Source organism: Shewanella sp. 1180_01, assembly GCF_052850535.1.
Genome location: NZ_VXCT01000009.1, coordinates 60,091 through 78,052 on the forward strand (window position 1 = coordinate 60,091; position 17,962 = coordinate 78,052).

At 48.0% G+C, this 17,962-nt stretch carries 17 protein-coding genes; 7 read left to right on the forward strand and 10 right to left on the reverse strand.

What is annotated here, in order from left to right; all coding sequences use genetic code 11:
- Positions 1-88: 88 nt before the first annotated feature.
- Positions 89-1,351 carry an efflux RND transporter periplasmic adaptor subunit gene (locus FW758_RS07480; RefSeq protein ID WP_446445052.1) on the reverse strand — a complete coding sequence of 421 codons (1,263 nt, stop codon included), beginning with the start codon at positions 1,349-1,351 and terminating at the stop codon, positions 89-91.
- Positions 1,352-1,727: 376 nt separating this feature from the next.
- Here FW758_RS07480 and pyrC point away from each other — a divergent pair, with 376 nt between their 5' ends.
- The 3 genes from pyrC to FW758_RS07495 all read left to right on the forward strand — a co-directional run bounded on the left by pyrC (position 1,728) and on the right by FW758_RS07495 (position 4,441).
- Positions 1,728-2,759 carry a dihydroorotase gene (gene pyrC / locus FW758_RS07485; protein ID WP_446445053.1) on the forward strand — a complete coding sequence of 344 codons (1,032 nt, stop codon included), beginning with the start codon at positions 1,728-1,730 and terminating at the stop codon, positions 2,757-2,759.
- Between the two features lie 139 nt (positions 2,760-2,898).
- On the forward strand, positions 2,899-3,945 hold the full coding sequence (locus FW758_RS07490; RefSeq protein WP_446445054.1) for a hypothetical protein: 1,047 nt from the start codon (positions 2,899-2,901) through the stop codon (positions 3,943-3,945).
- 94 nt (positions 3,946-4,039) lie between these two features.
- Positions 4,040-4,441, forward strand: a complete 402-nt coding sequence (locus FW758_RS07495; RefSeq protein WP_446445055.1) for a nuclear transport factor 2 family protein — start codon at positions 4,040-4,042, stop codon at positions 4,439-4,441.
- A 300-nt stretch (positions 4,442-4,741) separates the two neighbouring features.
- On the opposite strand, the gene FW758_RS07500 is transcribed toward FW758_RS07495, so the two are convergent.
- Complete coding sequence (locus FW758_RS07500; RefSeq protein ID WP_446445056.1) at positions 4,742-4,900, reverse strand: hypothetical protein; 159 nt, start codon at positions 4,898-4,900, stop codon at positions 4,742-4,744.
- A 131-nt stretch (positions 4,901-5,031) separates the two neighbouring features.
- Between FW758_RS07500 and FW758_RS07505 the strand changes: the two genes are divergently transcribed.
- On the forward strand, positions 5,032-5,988 hold the full coding sequence (locus tag FW758_RS07505; RefSeq protein WP_446445057.1) for an FRG domain-containing protein: 957 nt from the start codon (positions 5,032-5,034) through the stop codon (positions 5,986-5,988).
- Positions 5,989-6,541: 553 nt separating this feature from the next.
- Here the strand turns inward: FW758_RS07505 and FW758_RS07510 are convergent.
- Positions 6,542-7,000: a GNAT family N-acetyltransferase gene (locus FW758_RS07510; RefSeq protein ID WP_115335355.1), complete on the reverse strand. Its 459-nt coding sequence runs from the start codon at positions 6,998-7,000 to the stop codon at positions 6,542-6,544.
- 117 nt (positions 7,001-7,117) lie between these two features.
- Between FW758_RS07510 and pdxR the strand changes: the two genes are divergently transcribed.
- Entirely contained in the window at positions 7,118-8,575 is a 1,458-nt protein-coding gene (gene pdxR / locus FW758_RS07515; protein WP_446445058.1) for a MocR-like pyridoxine biosynthesis transcription factor PdxR, read from the forward strand.
- A gap of 9 nt (positions 8,576-8,584) precedes the next feature.
- Here pdxR and FW758_RS07520 read toward each other — a convergent pair whose 3' ends face one another.
- From FW758_RS07520 to FW758_RS07530, 3 genes are all read right to left on the reverse strand, one after another.
- A complete protein-coding gene (locus FW758_RS07520; RefSeq protein ID WP_011847592.1) occupies positions 8,585-8,968 on the reverse strand; it encodes an MAPEG family protein in 384 nt (127 codons plus the stop codon).
- A 158-nt stretch (positions 8,969-9,126) separates the two neighbouring features.
- A complete protein-coding gene (locus FW758_RS07525; RefSeq protein ID WP_259542035.1) occupies positions 9,127-9,522 on the reverse strand; it encodes a GNAT family N-acetyltransferase in 396 nt (131 codons plus the stop codon).
- 91 nt (positions 9,523-9,613) lie between these two features.
- The gene (locus FW758_RS07530) at positions 9,614-10,126 is read right to left on the reverse strand and encodes an AAA family ATPase (protein ID WP_446445059.1); all 513 of its coding nucleotides are present in this window, start codon (positions 10,124-10,126) and stop codon (positions 9,614-9,616) included.
- Between the two features lie 539 nt (positions 10,127-10,665).
- Here FW758_RS07530 and FW758_RS07535 point away from each other — a divergent pair.
- Positions 10,666-11,781, forward strand: coding sequence for a glycerol dehydrogenase (locus FW758_RS07535; RefSeq protein ID WP_446445060.1), 1,116 nt, complete (start codon positions 10,666-10,668; stop codon positions 11,779-11,781).
- Between the two features lie 238 nt (positions 11,782-12,019).
- Positions 12,020-13,411, forward strand: a complete 1,392-nt coding sequence (locus tag FW758_RS07540) for an NAD-dependent succinate-semialdehyde dehydrogenase (protein WP_446445061.1) — start codon at positions 12,020-12,022, stop codon at positions 13,409-13,411.
- A gap of 63 nt (positions 13,412-13,474) precedes the next feature.
- On the opposite strand, the gene FW758_RS07545 is transcribed toward FW758_RS07540, so the two are convergent.
- The 4 genes from FW758_RS07545 to FW758_RS07560 form a co-directional block, all read right to left on the reverse strand.
- A complete protein-coding gene (locus FW758_RS07545; protein ID WP_259503605.1) occupies positions 13,475-14,302 on the reverse strand; it encodes a cobalamin-binding protein in 828 nt (275 codons plus the stop codon).
- A gap of 23 nt (positions 14,303-14,325) precedes the next feature.
- Entirely contained in the window at positions 14,326-15,360 is a 1,035-nt protein-coding gene (locus FW758_RS07550) for a DUF2235 domain-containing protein (RefSeq protein WP_063883764.1), read from the reverse strand.
- Positions 15,361-15,474: 114 nt separating this feature from the next.
- Positions 15,475-16,098, reverse strand: a complete 624-nt coding sequence (gene cobO / locus FW758_RS07555; RefSeq protein ID WP_006085878.1) for a cob(I)yrinic acid a,c-diamide adenosyltransferase — start codon at positions 16,096-16,098, stop codon at positions 15,475-15,477.
- Positions 16,099-16,212: 114 nt separating this feature from the next.
- The gene (locus FW758_RS07560) at positions 16,213-17,910 is read right to left on the reverse strand and encodes a cobyric acid synthase (RefSeq protein ID WP_446445062.1); all 1,698 of its coding nucleotides are present in this window, start codon (positions 17,908-17,910) and stop codon (positions 16,213-16,215) included.
- Positions 17,911-17,962 lie beyond the last annotated feature (52 nt).

Consider the following 17,962-nt stretch of genomic DNA (forward strand, 5'->3'; position numbering starts at 1 on the left):
ATGTCGCAGCAGGTTTCGTCATTCACCTTGATCACTGCGCTGTTAAATTCATCAGATTGGTTATTTAGTAATTTACGAATATCGGTCATCAATGAATCCTGACCTGTTCGGTGTGATTAAAGGGCTCGACACTGGATATCACCCACTCGTCTCCGGCTTTGCCGCCATCCAGCACTTCGACTTGGCTCAGGCTTGTACTGCCGAGTTTGATCGCGCGGCGGCTGGCTAGATCGCCCTCAATTTGGTACACCACATCGCCACCGCCGCTGGTCATAAAGGCGCCGCGTTTCACCATCAACACATCGGGTCTGTGCTCTAACAAGACTCGGGCGGAGATACGTTGGTTCTGACGCAGTTTCAAGCTGTTATCTTGAACGAACTGCACTCTTGCGGTCACTTCACGGTTACGTACTTCGGGGGAGATGGACGATAACTTGCCCATTAACTTCACGCTGCCGAAACTGAGCTCAACTTCCATCCCTAAACCCAGATCGTCGGCGTAGGACTCTGGCACCGCAAGTTCGGCCTCATAGGCGCTTAAATCCACAACGGTTAGAATCGGTTGGTTAGCGCTAAGGCGGGTTTTCTGCTCTGTGATCCAGTTGCCGATAATGCCGCCTACGGGGGCTTTGATATTCAAGGCCTCAACTTGGCGTTCGAGTTCGTGCACGGCTAGGGTTTGGCGCTCGACTTCTAAGGCTTTGTTTTTAACTTCAAAGGTTAGGGTGTCTTTTGTTAGCGCGACTTCCTGCTCAGCATGGGCAAACTTGAGCTTAGCCTTGTGCAATTCGTCTTTGCCTTTTTCGTAATCGATTTCGCTGATCAGCTTATTTTTAATTAACAACTCACCCCGGCGACGTTCTCTGTTGGCGGCTTCTAGGTCAACCGCGGCCATGTCTAAGGTTTGATTCACTTGCAGTTGACCGCGTCTAGCGTCCAACTTGGCGCGCTCTAACGCACTCTGCATTCCCGCCAAAATCGACTTAGCCTGATCTAACTGATTGGATAATCTTGGGCTATCGAGTTTGGCAACCACATCGCCTTTATTGACGCTATCGCCTGGGTTACTCAGCAGAGTGACTGTGCCTTCCTCTGTGCTATACAAAATAGGCGCATTCGCCGCCACAATTTTACCTGTGGTCGCAACATCACGGGTTAACGTTCCAACAAAGAGTGTTGCGGTAGTGATGTCGCTGCGGCTTAAGGATTTGCTCACGCTATCTGTGCCCAAGCTCGCCCACACTAAGGCGCTGACTAATAAGGCGCAACCGCCGATCAACAGAGGTAACTTAAGACGTTTAGTGGTCGATGGCACAAGTACAGTATCTTGGCCGCTAGTATCTTTAATCATGGCTTTACTCGCTTCCCTGTCGGAATCATCAGTGCCGGAGCGCAATCAACGGACACTATTGGAAATCTATACCACAGAGATAGCAAAGCCTATGCCAAATCAGTAAACACACTATTATTCATAACGTTAACTTTGGTTTGTTGATAAAAGTGTCCGCGGACACAGGGGGTTAAATCGAAAAGTGTCCGCAGCAGATTAATCAAAAGTGTCCGATGCTAAAAACAGCGAAATAGCGCGAGCCATGCAGCTAAGCGTTTCAATTACATGTCCTAACAGATTTATTGGCCGAAACTACCGAGTTTCCCTTTACAGTAAAATCCTTGCCACATAAGATCCTGCCACCCTCGCAGCAAAAACGATCAAAAGACCAAACCCTATGACCACAATAACAATCACTCGCCCAGACGACTGGCATATTCATTTAAGAGACGGCGCCCAGCTTAAAGAGACCGTGCGCGACATCAGCCGCTATATGGGCCGCGCTATCGTGATGCCAAACTTAGTGCCGCCCGCTATCGATACCGAAACCGCACTGACTTATTACGACCGCATTAAAGCGCAGGTGCCAGCGGGCTCACAATTCGAACCTTTGATGGTGTTGTATTTAACTGACAAAACCAGCCCAGATGAAATCCGTAAAGCCAAAGCTTCGGGTAAAATTGTCGCCGCGAAACTCTACCCTGCGGGCGCGACGACCAACTCGGATTCAGGCGTAACCGATTTGAAGAACATCTACCCAGCCCTCGAAGCCATGCAAGAAGTCGGTATGTTGTTTTTAGTGCACGGTGAAGTCACGGATTCATCGATTGATATTTTCGACCGCGAGCGCGTCTTTATCGAAAATATCCTCAGCAAAATCGTTGCCGATTTCCCAGAACTTAAAATCGTGCTTGAACATATCACCACTAAAGATGCGGTCGATTTTGTCACCCAAGCCTCTGATAATGTGGCCGCGACTATTACAGCCCACCATTTGCTGTATAACCGCAACCACATGCTGGCTGGCGGTATTCGCCCACATTTTTACTGCCTACCGATTTTAAAACGCAATACCCACCAGCAGGCGTTATTGGCCGCTGCAGCAAGCGGTAGCAAGAAGTTCTTCTTAGGCACAGATTCGGCGCCCCACGCTAAAGATAAGAAAGAAGCCGCATGTGGCTGTGCGGGTTCGTACACGGCCCATGCCGCAATTGAGCTATATGCCGAAGCCTTCGAATCGGTGAATGCGCTAGATAAACTCGAAGCATTTGCAAGCTTCAATGGCCCAGATTTTTACAATCTGCCACGTAACGCCGACACGATCACGCTAGTGAAAAAACCATGGAATGTCCCTGCAACTTACCCGCTGGGCGACACTAACGTAGTGCCGATTCGTGCAGGCGAAGCCATTGATTGGCAGGTTGAGTAAGCCTTAAGTCTTTAACATCAAGTCGCCTACGGGCGACTTTTTTATGCCCCAGATTCATTTTGATTTTTAGACCACAATCGGCTAGTGTCTCTCGCTTAAAATACAGCCCTAACCTATGACCTTTTAAGAGAAAATCAGTATGCCCACAAGGATGTTATTCTCGGTTTTATCTTCAAGCCTATTGCTTGCTTCTACGCTCCCATTACATTCCTTTGCGGCCAATGAACTGACGGGGATCTGGCAGGGACAATTAGGCAAAAGCAAAGTCAGAGTCTGCTTTAATCAATATGGAACAGGCAGTTATTACTATCAACGCTACTTAACGCCGATAAGGCTCGAGCAGCAAGATGAACTGTGGAAAGAAGAAGGCAACACGGGAAACTGGCAGTTTGATACTGTCACGCCACAAAAACTGAGCAGCCATTGGTTTAAAGATAGCGCGAGTAAATCGTTACCCGTGCAACTTGAGCGAGAAACCAGCCCAGATGATATAGAAGATTGCGGCGCCGATGCCTATAACCTGCCACTAGAAACCACGCCAAAACTCAGCCGAGGGAAGTGGCAAAACTATGAGAATATTGAGTATCGCCCGCTGACATTTGGCACAGAAGTAGGGATCGAATTTAAAGGCCCACAAACGGGGATTTTGGCAATTAATCAATGGCTTGAACATAAGCTCACCGATGAAGCCCAGCTAGCACAAACCTTTGACACTCGCCGCAGAATGCTGGCACAAATGGGCAGTTTTGTGACTGACGAAACCTTTGCCGAGCCGATTTTTATTAATCAGCATTGGCTCAGTGTGCGCCTATATCGCTGGGCCGCAGGTTATGGCGCTAATGGCATCAGCCAAGAATTTGTCAGCTTCTCCCTTAGCGATGGCAAACCTTTCCACCCGTGGCAATGGTTTTTCGCCGACACCAAACCGCAAAGCATGCTCGATGGTATGAGCCATCCTTTACCCCAAGCATTAAGGGAAAAATTGTTTGCAGGTAAAGAGTTAGATCCTGAATGCCCCTCATCAGACGGCTCGGGATATTATCAGCTCACCCTTGAGGCAAAGACCATCAAATTCTGGGAAACACCCCGCGGCGATGGATGCGAACAGGAGTTTGTCCTGAGTCCGCAGGAGGCGATGCCTTTCGCCACCCAATGGGGACAAACACAGCTTAAGCTGTTGGAATAGTATACTTAACTGAGAAAATACTAGAGGGAAAGAAAGTAGTCATGGCGATGAGAGTGAGCGCGACGGCAAGCGATCTTTCCCTCCCTACACAGTAATGTATTTCGAGCTAATTCATTTCAGTAAGGAATCATCCTTGAGCAATTTAACCGCAAAAATAGCGACACCCGAAGCCTTAGTGCAAGCCCAGCTTGAAGCCTACAACCAGCGCGATCTCGCTACTTTTGTCGCCCAGTTCAGTGATGATGTGTGCATCTATCGTCCACCCGCAACAGCGCCCGTCATCCAAGGTAAAGCCGCTTTTAGTGACTTCTATCAGAATGAACGCTTTAACCTGCCCAATCTCCATGCCGAAATAGTCAGCCGTATGGCGGTGGGCAATAAAGTCGTCGATCACGAACGCATCAGCGGGATTAGAGATGAACCCTTTGAGGTGATGGTGGTGTTTGAAGTTAATGATGGGTTGATTCAAGCCATGTGGAGTTTTGCAACCAATTGATTGGTTTCATCTATCAGTATTTTTATCAAGAAAAGTCAACGTCGTGGGGCTTCACCCCTGATTTGTTAATCAAGAGTCGACCAAGAGAGAATTAACAGCAATCCCCTCTTTATGAGTGATTAGTGCTTTATCTTTTATGCATAGAATTAATCACTTTCATTCCAGTGACACGCCATAAACTCGTCCCTGAGGGCTCGACGACGGCATCCATGCCGCCAACGGTCACTTACATGCAAGTGATTAATTTCGCCAACACTTAAGTATGTCAGTAGCTAAATGACTCATATCTCCGTAAACACCTTAGTAACCAGTATCATACGCCCAGTAAAAGTCACCTAACTGCTCAGATGGTACATCCATGTGCCCCCGAGCCTGCGCCATCATCCATGATGTCGCCACGGCATTTTTATCTGCGTATTTCGACAACTTCGCAAGGAATTGCGTATTCCTGTAGTTCAAGATAGTGACAACTCATCTTAATAATTAAAAGAAGTTGCACCAGAACCATCTTTTTGCAAAGCTCGGTTGTCGAGTTCTATGAGTAAACTCATCGTATTTCTTATTAAATAGCCAAGTTTAGGAGTTACAAATTGTCGAACTCGGATACAAAAAACCAGCAAGTAATAGCGTGTGTGGCTGATGCCATTAAATTAGCAAAGACAGAAACTTCACATAACTCTAAGAAATGGTGGTTTAGGGGTCAATCTAACGCACGCCACAATCTTGTACCTAGTTTATTTAGGCCAATAGACGGCAAATACTATAATGAAAACATGCTTATCGATGAGTTCGTAAGGATGCATCCAGAAGCAAGAGAACGTCATACTGATGTTTTGGAACTTCTCACTTATGCCCAGCATTATGGGTTACCTACAAGGCTTCTTGATTGGACGGAAAATGTATTAGTTGCTCTTTATTTTGCGTGCTCAACAGAAAATGACCTTGATGGTAAAATATTTTTTTTACCCGATTTTGTAGACGATATATTTGATTTCGATTATTACAACTTTGATTTTGGCAAAATATTTCTAACAAAATTAATAGAATATAACGATGCAGATGACTTTAACAATATTTTTGAACAGGCAGCATCTTCCATCCGCGAAGATCATCTTAAATTTTTAAATGACCAGATTTTATTTAATGAATTACGTTTTGATGATTTTTTAGCATTAGAGAGAAAGTATCACGGTCCATTATCGAATAAAGGAGTTAATTTAAGTTTTAACACCGAAGGCAGTGGAACAGGCCGTTTAATAAAACATGCTGGATTCATGTACACACCAAAACGCCTTAACAAAAGATTAGTCACACAGCAAGGTTGCTTTACCTGCCATACAGGTAAAATATTGTATAACCAACAATATGTTAAAGTTAACGATGAATTTGATAAATTTTCACGTTCCTTCATTATCCCAGCTAAGTTCAAGGAAGATATATTAAATGAACTTAAATATTGCGGAATATACGAAGCAACTTTATTTCCTGAGCTTGAATATCAAACAAAACATATTAAAAATTATTCACTGTTTGAACAGAAGTGGTAATTCTAGCTAACTAATATTTTGCAACTATCTAAATTAATAAACTGGACTTATAGAGCTTTAATGCCTTAATGATTTACCAATAACACCAGAGTCAAAGGAATACACCATCCCCTCGGAGTTGCCGCAGGGCGAATAGGCAAATTGCGTGAGTCCAGCCATGGATGGCTGGCTAGCTTTCGCAGGTGCAGGGACGCATCCTTCGGAAGCGATAGCAAATTTGCCAATGAGCACAAGGGGCTTTCAACTCCGTTGGGGGCGTCATGGAGCATCCAAGGAGGATAGGACGAGCAGTCCTCCTTGGTCGGGTGTGGGGTGAAGCCCCACGACTTTGATTTTTATAGTTGAAATACATCAACTTATTCCAGTTTCAATAAAGCGGATGATAACGCCCTCCACAACATGGAATTTAAGGCGATAGAAAAGGTATTGAAAGACAACCCAAAGTCATAGAGATCTAATCCTAATGCTGAAAGCCTTTAGCATTAGGATTAGGATTAGGATTAGGATTCACTTGTTAGCACATTGTAGTGGCAGATAATAGATGCCGCGGCAGCTAGAGTGGCATTTGATACTCAATCATGCCCGACTTTTGGCCAATCCAATCATAGAGTTTTTGCGCTGTGTGATTCGTCTCATGTGTATGCCAATACAAGCGTGCACAGTCTCGCTCATTCGCCGCTTGCTGAACAAACTCAATCAGTTGCTTACCGACAAGCTTGCCCCTCGCCGCTGGGGCGACAAACAGATCTTCAAGGTAGCAATACTCAGTTTCCGCCCAAGTGGAACGATGAAATACAAAGTGCACAAAGCCAAGCAGGTTTTCGCCCTCCCTCGCAACGGCGCAATAAAGCGGTTCTTGACGATCAAAAAACCGATGCCAAGTGGTTTGGGTGATCGCCTCCGAAAGTGCCACTTTGTAAAAGGTCTGGTAATCACGCCAGTGTGGTAACCAGAGTGAAAAGTCTGTTTCTTTAACCTGTTCAATGGTTACGGTTGGTGGTGGGTTGGACATAGGCTCGCTCCTTGGAAATGAATATAGTCATCAGATTTGCTGAAACCGGATTCTAGATTCAATTGCGGTACCACATAAGGTACACTTTTTGTATTTTTTACAGTACCAGTTTGGCTTATGAAAAAATCACAATCCAACTTCCCTCACTTGCAACTCAAAGATGGCATCCTCAAAGACCAGCTTTACCATGCCTTTAGAGAGGCCATTCTCGATGGACGCTTGCATCCTAGAATGAAGCTGCCCTCCAGCAGAGCCTTATCGGAAACCATGCAGATTTCGCGAAACTCAGTACTGCAAGGGTTTGATCGCCTAATTGATGAAGGCTACCTGCTGACTAAGCCAGGTTCGGGCACCTATGTGTCTGATACGATTCCCGACGAACTGATCGATATCCCAAACCGCAGTGATGTCAGCGTTCAAGCCTTTGATTCTGGATTGGAACTCAATCCACAGTTGCTGGAGATGGCGCGACTGAGGGACAAAGGAAATACCCGCCACAGCATGTTCAACATTGGCGTGGGATGTGTTGATCTTTTCCCGCACCAACTTTGGGGCCGCCTGTTAGGTAGAGTCTGGCGACAATCGCGCAAAACGCAGGGGAAACATAGCCATAGTGCTGGGCATTTACCATTACGCGAAGCGATCAGTGACTATGCCCGTTCAACCCGAGGGCTAAATTGCACGCCCGAGCAAATCATCATAGTCAATGGCACTCAGCAAGCCATTAATCTCACCGCACAGGTACTGCTACAACAGGGAGATGAAGTCTGGCTCGATGAACCCGGATACGACGGCGCCTTAGGCGCTTTTCTCTCGCAAAATCTGCAAGTCCGCCCAGTTAGCCTTGATGATGAAGGCACAAAGATAGCCGAGGCGATACAGCAATGGCCCTCGGTGAAACTGGCTTTTACCGCACCTTCACATCAGTTCCCCCTCGGCGGAACCCTGAGTCTGCCACGGCGATTAGCCTTACTCGATTGGGCCGCTGAGCAAAATAAATGGATTTTAGAAGATGACTATAATAGCGAGTTTCGTTATAGCGCCCGCCCAATACAGGCATTGCAGGGACTCGATAAACAACAGCGGGTGATCTACGCAGGCACCTTTTCCAAGATGTTATTACCAGAGCTACGACTCGGCTTTCTCGTCGTTCCGCCTAAACTGGTGGACGCGTTTAACCTTGCCAAACATTACGCCGACTCGCATACGGCTTACCTAGAACAAGCCACATTGGCGCTGTTTATCGCAGAGGGACATTACGCGCGGCATGTTCGGCGAGTTCGAAAAGCCTGCTTAGCGCGCCAAACGGCGTTAATCACTGCAATTGAGCAGTATCTGCCCGACAAATTGTCAGTTCAGACCTCAGATTCAGGTATTCACCTCGTGTGTTGGCTAAAAGGCGACATAACCGAAGACGAAGTGATCAACAAATGCCGCCAACTCAGTTTAGGGGCGCAGCCTTTGTCTCGGTATTGCCAAGCGCCCTATCCAAGGCAAGCGATCTTACTGGGTTATGCAGCTCATACGCCCGATGAGCTGCGGGAAAATATTAAAAAGCTCGCCCAAGTCCTTTAATATCAATCGTTAAAAAGCCTGAAAGAAAATCCCGAAGGCGCTGAAGATGGCGACAAACCATGAGAGGGATCGTAGGGTGCCTTTATTGGCAAGGTATAAGATGTGGTACACGAAGCGGGCGGCGACATGGGTAATTGCCAGCCACTCAGTGGTGGGGTTTACTTTACCCGTCGCGATAACCACTAATACCGCCAGACCAAACACTAACAGGGACTCGAAGGCATTTTGATGCCCTGCCAAGGCGCGAGCACCAAAACCGGTTAACTGTGCTTGCTGGGCACGGGGATGATTATTGTCATAACCGCCCGCCTTGGCCATCGCCCAAGCAACGGGACCTTTCGCCAGATACGGCAATAACATGGCGACAAATAGGCAAATAAGTAAAGTATTCATAGATTAAGCTTCCTTTGATTGTTGTTCGAGTTCTGTTATTCAAGCTCTACTGTTTTAGCTCTGCGACTGCGAGTACTGCTATTTAAGCTCTACAGCGACGAGTCCTGTTGCGAGTGCCGCTACGAGAATTTTAGTTAAAAGTGTATGGGTTAACAGCGTTATTTTACTATGTACATGCCTTCACTTGCGGGGCTGCTGAATTTAAAGCCAAATTTTTCATAGAGTTCAGGCACATCGGCCATCAGGGTAATATACGCACCCTCAAAAGCTTCACGGTCAAGATAGGCCATAATGTGCTGCATAATCAGCCGTCCTAAACCTTTGCCTTGGTGTTCAGGATCGACCGCAATATCAACAATTTCAAAGTTCAGCGCGCCGTCCCCAACCACACGCCCCATACCCACAGTTTGATCGGCAAGCTTTATCTGCACGCCATATAAACTCCTAGGTAAGGCCTTAATAGCGCCCGCCAATGGCCGAGGACTTAACCCCGAAATCTGCCGTAAACGGATAAAATCATTGGCTGAGGCAACGTCTTCAAGCACTTGATACATGATATTCCCTATTGTTTTTATTCTGTAACTAAGCTTCAGTCACTAAGCTTTCAATCGCTTGGCTTTCAATCAATTTTTCAATAACTTAGCTCTAAATCACCTCAAGATCAAAGCCTTCATCCAGAGTCGGCGGCTGAAAATAACCGCTCACATGCCAGAACATCGCCTCGGTATCGAACATAGCGCGCTCAGGGTGGCTTTGTCTGCGTTTATCGAGTTGGCTCAAACAAAGCGCATCGCTGTGATTCAGATGCATCAACTTATGGGCGGCGCCACAATCGGTAAAAATGCTACGAAACCACAGGCGCTGATTCACCGTATTCGCGGGAAAGTCCATCACCACAGATACACCCGAACAGAGCAGTTCCTGCACATGCTTTTTAAGCAAGGGCTTAAGACGAGCGGAATACTTCAGGTAAGTATCAAAATCATTAATTTCATCGGCATACAGCGCCGCCAGCCATTCGTCTTCTGAGATTAAAACGCGGTTTTCGGCCTCGGCAAGTTGTCGCGATAAGGTGGATTTACCTGCGCCCATTTTGCCACAGAGGAATATTAACGTGCCTTTACTGGCTTCTTGCCCTAACGCATTCAGCTCTGTCATCTTCACTCCTTGATTACATATCTTTTATCTCAACTAACGATTTCATCTAGCGAGGACACAAATTAACGACAGTAGAGAGCATCACATAAAGCATGAACAGCGAGCAAGGCTTAGGGCGGGTTTGAGGTAATAAATTCCCATTAAATTAATGACTATGCAGTGTTTCCACAGCAGGCGTTTCCGCTATTCCCACAATCCAGTTTTAGCTTCATCACTTGATTAGATGTCTTACATCGCTCACCTGCTCAATCTTAAATCTGTTCGCCCGCTCAGTCTTACATCTCTTCACCAACTGAGTTCGCCTCGCTCTCTGAGCCCTCGCCGCTGCCTTAAACCAGAAAAAACCAGAAAGAAACAGACAAGTATTTAACTCGACCAATAAAATAATAAACCACATTTTTAATCTAACAATTAAGCACTAAAGTAGTAATTTACGCTGCATAATAAAAACATTACCACCACTCATGCTGTGACGATAAATTAAGCGTATGCTAGGGTAAGCATGAAAGGATAACCGTCATAAGTGCAAAGGAGGCTCTATGAGCACTGTCGTTCCGCGTACCGTCACTTCCCCTAAAAAATTCATTATCGGCAAGGGCTTATTAGCTCAATTGCATGATTATGTTAAGGACTTTGGTGACAATGCTTTTATCATCTGCGATGAATTTATCCTCAGCCGAGTTGAGAATGAAGCGGTCGCAGGGCTGGATCAAAATGGGATCAGCAGCCATCTCGAAAAATTCAACTATGAGTGCAGCGAAGCAGAAATAAAGCGCTTAGGTGCACTGGCAGAACAGCATCATACCAATGTAATTGTTGGAGTTGGTGGGGGTAAAACCTTAGATGCCGCCAAAGCCGTCGCCTTCTATCAAAAACGGCCAGTGGTGCTCTACCCAACCATTGCTTCAACCGATGCACCATGTACGGCACTTGCCGTGATCTATTCCGAAACCGGTGAGTTTGAACGCTATCTGTTTCTGCCACAAAATCCTGATGCTGTTGTTGCCGACACAGCCATTATCGCCGCGGCTCCGGCCCGATTTTTTGCGGCAGGCATAGGCGATGCACTGGCCACTTACTTTGAAGCCCGCGCCTGTTATCAGTCCGATGGCGTCAATCTCGTATTGAAAAAACCTTCCCGCACTGGGCTGGGATTAGCGCAACTTTGCTATCAATTACTGACTAAAAATGTTGAAGCCGCTATGGATGCGGTGAGAAACAAGATAGTCACTCCCGCACTTGAGCAAATCATTGAAGCGACGATTTATCTCAGTGGTGTCGGGGCCGAAGCCGGCGGATTAGCCGCAGCCCATGCTGTGAACAACGGTATGTCGGCGGTAGCTGACCTACATAAAGCCCAGCACGGCGAGAAAGTGGTGTTTGGCTTGCTCACCCAGCTAGTACTCGAAAATGCCCCCAAAGCCGAAATCGATAACGTCATTCACATCATCAAAACCGCGGGACTGCCGCTCACGCTCGCCGATTTGGGGCTAAAAACCTTTGTCGAAGCAGAGTGGCGCAAAGTGGCTGAGATTGCCTGCGCAGAGGGCGACACTATGGGCAATATGCCGATGCAGTTAACTGCCGACGATGTCTATCAAGCCATGATCGCCGCCAATGCCATGGCTGAACGTTATAAAAAGCTTGCGGTTTAAAACAGTTAAAAACGCCTCTGGCAGGCGCCCATCATCCCTTTGATATTTTTATCAAAGTTAACGGACGCGGCTAAAACACAGCCTGCCACTGCGCGAGTTTAAAGCTCATCAATCAACCCCTTGCCTCACCTCTATGGTCAGCAAGATGGCAAGGGAGATAACAACGGACACGATATTTCCACCCTCGATGCCAAGAGTTGGCATTTACTCTCTATTCGTTGAACGCTTGGAGGAACATATGGCTTATGCAACGATCAATCCCTTTACGGGAGAGCTAGTTAAAGAATTTCCAAATGCAACAGATAACGAAGTCACGCAGGCGATAGAATCCGCCCATCAGGCATTTTTAAGTTGGCGAACCACGCCTTTTGCCGACAAGGCCGCCGTACTCACTAAAGCCGCTCACATCCTCAGAGACAGCAAGCCCGCTTACGCTAAATTGCTGACCTTAGAAATGGGCAAAGTTACCGCAGAAGCTGAGGTTGAAGTCGAACTGTCGGCGCAAATTTTCGAATACTACGCCGAACATGCCGAGCGATTGTTAGCCCCACAAAAACTGCCCGTTGCCGATCCCGCCGAAGGTGAGGCGATACTGGTTAACGAGCCGCTGGGCGTATTGCTGGCCATCGAACCTTGGAACTTCCCCTACTATCAAATTGCTCGCATTCTCGCGCCCCAGCTTGCTGCCGGAAATACCTTACTACTCAAACATGCATCCAACGTGCCCCAGTGCGCCGCCGCATTTGAAGGTCTAATGCGCGATGCCGGATTACCCGCAGGCGCATTCCAAAACCTGTACGCCACCCGAGAACAAATAGGGCAGATCATCAACTCACCCAAAGTGCATGGGGTCGCCCTCACAGGCTCAGAAGATGCGGGATCGCACATTGCGGCTCAGGCCGGTAAGGCGCTGAAAAAGTCCACCCTCGAACTGGGTGGCGCTGATGCTTTTATCGTACTTGAAGACGCCGAGCTCCCCAAAACCATCGACTGGGCTGTATTTGGTCGTCATTGGAATGCGGGTCAGGTCTGCACCTCATCTAAGCGGATGATCTTAGTTGAAGCCATTTACGATGAATTTATGCAAGGCTATATCAGAGGAATCGAAGCGTTAAAAGCGGGCGATCCTATGGATCCCACCACCACGCTGGCACCGCTGTCTTCCCAAGGCGCCGCCGATGAGTTGAAGCAGAAAATCCGTGATGCCGTGAAACACGGTGCAACCGCGACCGAAGTGGGGCCAAAAGTGCCGCAGCAAGGCGCCTTTGTGCAGCCAACAATACTGACAAACCTGACGCCAGATAACCCCGCCTACTATTGGGAATTCTTCGGTCCTGTGTCCAGTATCCACAAAGTGAAGGATGAGCAAGCAGCGATTGCCGTCGCCAATGACTCACCCTTTGGACTGGGTGGCTCAGTGTTTACCGCCGATACTAAACGCGGGCTGGCGGTCGCTAAGCAGGTTTCCACTGGCATGATGTTTGTTAATCATCCGACTATGGTCAAGGCCGATTTGCCCTTTGGTGGCGTGCGCCGCTCAGGTTATGGCCGCGAGTTGATTGATTTAGGATTGAAAGAGTTTGTAAATCACAAGCTGATTGATGTGGTCGATATAGACGCACCTTTCTAACTCCTTAAACAATAGCGACATCTGACTAAACGCCTGACGGAATAATCTGTCAGGCGTTTTTATTTAACGCGCTTTATCCAAGGCATCACATAAGGCTTGAACGCCGAGTAAGGCTCTGGGCGTCGCGCGATGTAATAAATCGGCATTGAGTTGATAAATATGCTGATTTTTAACGGCGGGAATTTCGGGCCATTGGCTCCAATCGACACCTTTAACATTGCCTTCTTCTTGGCTCTGCAAAATCACCTCGGGCAAGGTCAGCAACACATTTTCTAAACTCACCTGCGGGTAATCACTGGCGGCATCGTAAAACACATTTTGGCCATGACAGACACTGATGATTTGTTGGATCCAACTGTTTTTAGAAACCGTCATCAAGGGCGTCGACCAGAGTTGATAAAACACTTTAGGCTCTGATTTACTGGCATTATCAGTCCGTAAACGGATAAGTTCGGCGCGATACGCGGCGGCGGCCTTGCTCGCCTCTTCAACGTGACCGGTTAATTTACCAAGCTCTTCCAGTTCCTTGGCAACCCCTTCTAAAGTTTTGGGATCGCTACCATATAGGTTAAAACCCAGAGCCTTAAGTTGATTGATATCTTCAGCTTTATTGCCCGTATCCCACACCACAATCAGATCGGGATTAAGCTCCATCACCCGCTCCATTTGAATGCCATAGTAACCGCCAATGCGCGGGATTTTTTTGGCCGCCTCGGGATAATCCGCATAATCGGTTGCGGCCACTATGGCATCGCCCGCGCCTATGGCGTAGAGCATTTCTACCGCGTGGGGCGAGAGCGCAATAATACGTTTAGCGGGATCGGCCAACACGCTGTGGGGAAGAAACAAGCTGAGCCCAAAAACGAGTCCAGCTAAGTGGCGCTTAATCATGATATGCCTTAATTTTTAAAGAGTTAAACTAGCTGCTCTGGCCAGCCATAGTGTTCGATATAGGTTTGTAGATTCTTGGGGCGATACTTAGGATCTTGATCCCAGCGGGCCTTGACCGAATGATGCAAAAGCACAGGGACTAATGCAGGATCGAGTGGCCGTAAATATTCCTGTTTTATCCGATAAAAGCTGCGCCTCGAATCATGCAAGGTGGCTAACGGACTCGGGTGCACACTCGCGGCTAAGTGTGGCTCTAAGCTTAAATCAAATTTCTGCGCCTCAGATATCATCCACAGCAGCGCATTGTCGGATAGCAATGCGCCGTCTTTATCGGGTTTATAACTGCCGCCAATATTGCTATGGGCACCGGCAAACCACACCTGTTGCATGTCCATATTGTCGCGCAGTTGCCAGATGGTGGGCTCAAAGTCGCTGCGGTGTTCGTCTATGGCTAAGGCATGGCGGGCAACGCGCACATTGCGGCCAATTTTAGTGTCGTAAAACTCATCTTTATCTTCGAACAAGCCTAAAAACGAGATAGGGATCCCCATAGCGCCAACGGTATCCCACACGCCAACAAACTTGATGTCCCGCGATTCGTGGCTGTATCTAGCTCTAAATTCGAGGGATTTTTCGCCGTCAGGTGCAAAGGGCGCACTGCTTTTTTTATAGTGGTCGAAGGCTTGCTGAATCAATGCCGCATCGGGGCGTTTGAGTATGCCGCAGTTATTAATCAAGCCACACAGGCAACGCACAGTGTAAGCACCACGGCTAAAGCCAAAGAGGTAAATCTCGTCGCCGGGAGAATAGTTTTGCACTATGTAGCGATACCCATCCATGATGTTTTTATGCAAACCGCGCCCTGTTGCGCCGCCCATGGCTTCATCGTAATAGGAACCAACACCCCAATCGTAAAACACTTGCTGGGGTTTGCCGTCACTGGCCAAGGGGCTGATCGCCCGCGCGAGGCGCAGCACATTGGTTGGGAAATCGACCTTAAGATCTTTCTCGGGCCGATTCCAAGTCCCATCGGCACAAATCACGATACGCTTATTCATAGGATCATCCTTGAGAACACTTTGAACACTGAACGTTGAACGGTAAGTGACTAAAGGCCTAGCTGCCAGCCAATAACAGATAGTCGCTTATGCGCCGACTTTTACCAAGTTCGATTAGTAATCAAAACCTTGCTGCGCCTTGATACCCGCTTCGAAGGCGTGTTTCAGCGGCTGCACTTCGCTGACCGTATCTGCAAGCTCGATGATGGCACGGTGGCAAGCACGGCCCGTAATAATCACATGCTGCATCGGTGGACGATTTTTAAGTGCGCTAAGCACACGTTCCACATCCAGATAGTGATAGCTCACCATGTAGGTCAGCTCATCCAGCATCAAGCAGTCAATCGACTCATCTTGCAGCAGCTTTTCAGCGGCTTCCCAAGCGAGCACAGCGGCGGCGGTATCCTTTTCTTTATCTTGGGTTTCCCAGGTAAAACCTGTGCCCATCACATGGAATTCAACCCCTGCGCCTTCGAGTAAGTTACGCTCACCGCACTCCCAGGTGCCTTTGATAAATTGCACAACTGCCGCTTTTTTACCGTGACCGACGGCGCGGGCCACCGTGCCAAAACCTGAGGTCGATTTACCTTTGCCGTTACCGGTTAATACCAGCAAAATGCCCTTTTCTTCTTGGGCGGCGGCAATTTTAGCATCCACACCCGCTTTCACTTTTTGTTGGCGAGCCTTGTGGCGTTCGGCCTTGATTTGCGCTTGTTCATTGTCGTTCTGTGCTGTCATGGTCTTCTCTTCACTCTGCTGCTAAAAATGTCTGCTTTTATAAATGGTTCAATAGACTGCGGCAAATGGTTAGTGTTTAAATGCCGCTCTCACAATATCCATTCTTTGCCGAATTCAACGCTGAACTGCGGCATCCCAAATAGTCTGTAATTTTTGCATATCTAGATGCTCGGCTAACACATCGGCTAAACGCTCAAGTTGCTGCTCACGTATTTGATTGATATTTATGGTCTTAGCATCGTTTAATCCCGCCCAGCACAGGATCAGCTGACAGGCATCAGGGCTATCAAACAGCCCGTGTAAATAAGTACCTAAGATTTGCCCATCATCAGTTTGCAGGCCATCGGCAAAACTCATCGATGGCGCGGTTAATAATGTCGATTCTGGGATTAACAGCAAGGGCGCATTCGCTTGTTCAAGCCTAGGGATAAGATAACGTGATTCGCCGCAGTGGATTTCATAGCCCTGCACAGCAACTGTTTGCCCAAGTAACGTTAGCTCACCGCTCACCCGCCGTAACTGTTTATCGGCTTTCAGTTCTGTGCTCAATGGTAAGTAGCCAAGTCCTTCGGTATCGCCCGCACTGTCTTCAATCCCTAGGGGATCGGCAATGCTTTGGCCTAACATTTGGTAACCGCCGCAAATGCCGAGCACTTTCCCGCCGTAACGCAGATGTGTAGCGATATCCTTATCCCAACCTTGCTGGCGTAAAAAGGCCAAATCGGCGCGCACATTCTTACTGCCGGGTAAGATCAATACATCGGCGGCGGGCAAATGAGTGGCGTGACTCGCAGCTTGGGTTTGCAATGACACATAGTCAAAATCGATATCGGGATGCAACCGCAGCGGATCAAAATCCGTGTGATTACTGATCCTTGGGTACACTAATACCCGCACTTTAAAGCGGCTGTTAGCGCCTTTAGTCGGCGAGCTTATCAGCGCATCTTCGGCATCGAGATGCAAATCATGCAGATAAGGCAACACGCCTAAAACAGGCTTGTTCGTATAAGCTTCAAGCCAATCGAGGCCAGATTGCAACAGGCTAATATCGCCACGGAAACGATTGATCACAAAGCCCTTTACCCGCGCCTGTTCAGACTCAGATAACAGCGCCAGCGTCCCGACCAAATGGGCAAATACGCCGCCCTTATCGATATCGGCAATGATGATCACAGGGCAATCTACGGCTTCGGCAAATCCCATGTTGGCAATATCGCCCTCGCGCAGATTGATCTCCGCCGGACTGCCCGCGCCTTCCACCACTATGGTTTGATACTGGCCACTTAATCGCTCGAAGGATTCCAGCACAGCAGCGAGTGCCATTGCCTTGTAATCCTTAGATTTAGACCCAAAAAAGGCCGAGGCTTCGAGCGTCGTCAGGGCTTTGCCGTGAACGATAATTTGCGCGCCCGTGTCCGAGCTAGGTTTAAGCAGAATAGGATTAAAATCGGTATGGGGCTCAAGATAACAGGCCACGGCTTGCAACGCCTGTGCGCGGCCGATCTCGCCGCCATCAATAGTCACAGCGCTATTGAGCGCCATATTTTGCGGCTTAAAGGGCGCAACCTTTACGCCCTCTCGGGCGAGCAAACGACAAATCCCCGCCACTAAGGTGCTCTTACCCGCATCCGACGTTGTGCCCTGCACCATCAAGACTTTTGCGCGCCGAAGCGAATTAACAGCAGGCGTATTCACCACAGAATTAACCGCAGGCGTATTCACCGCAAGATTAGCAGCAGAATGAATAGCTAAAGCGTCAGCGGTATCGAGTGCATTTGCACAGCCTGTGTTGTCTGTGTTTGGAGAGGACATAGGGTTAAAAAACTTATTCTAGTTTGCAGGGATAAAGATAAAGCTCAGTCTC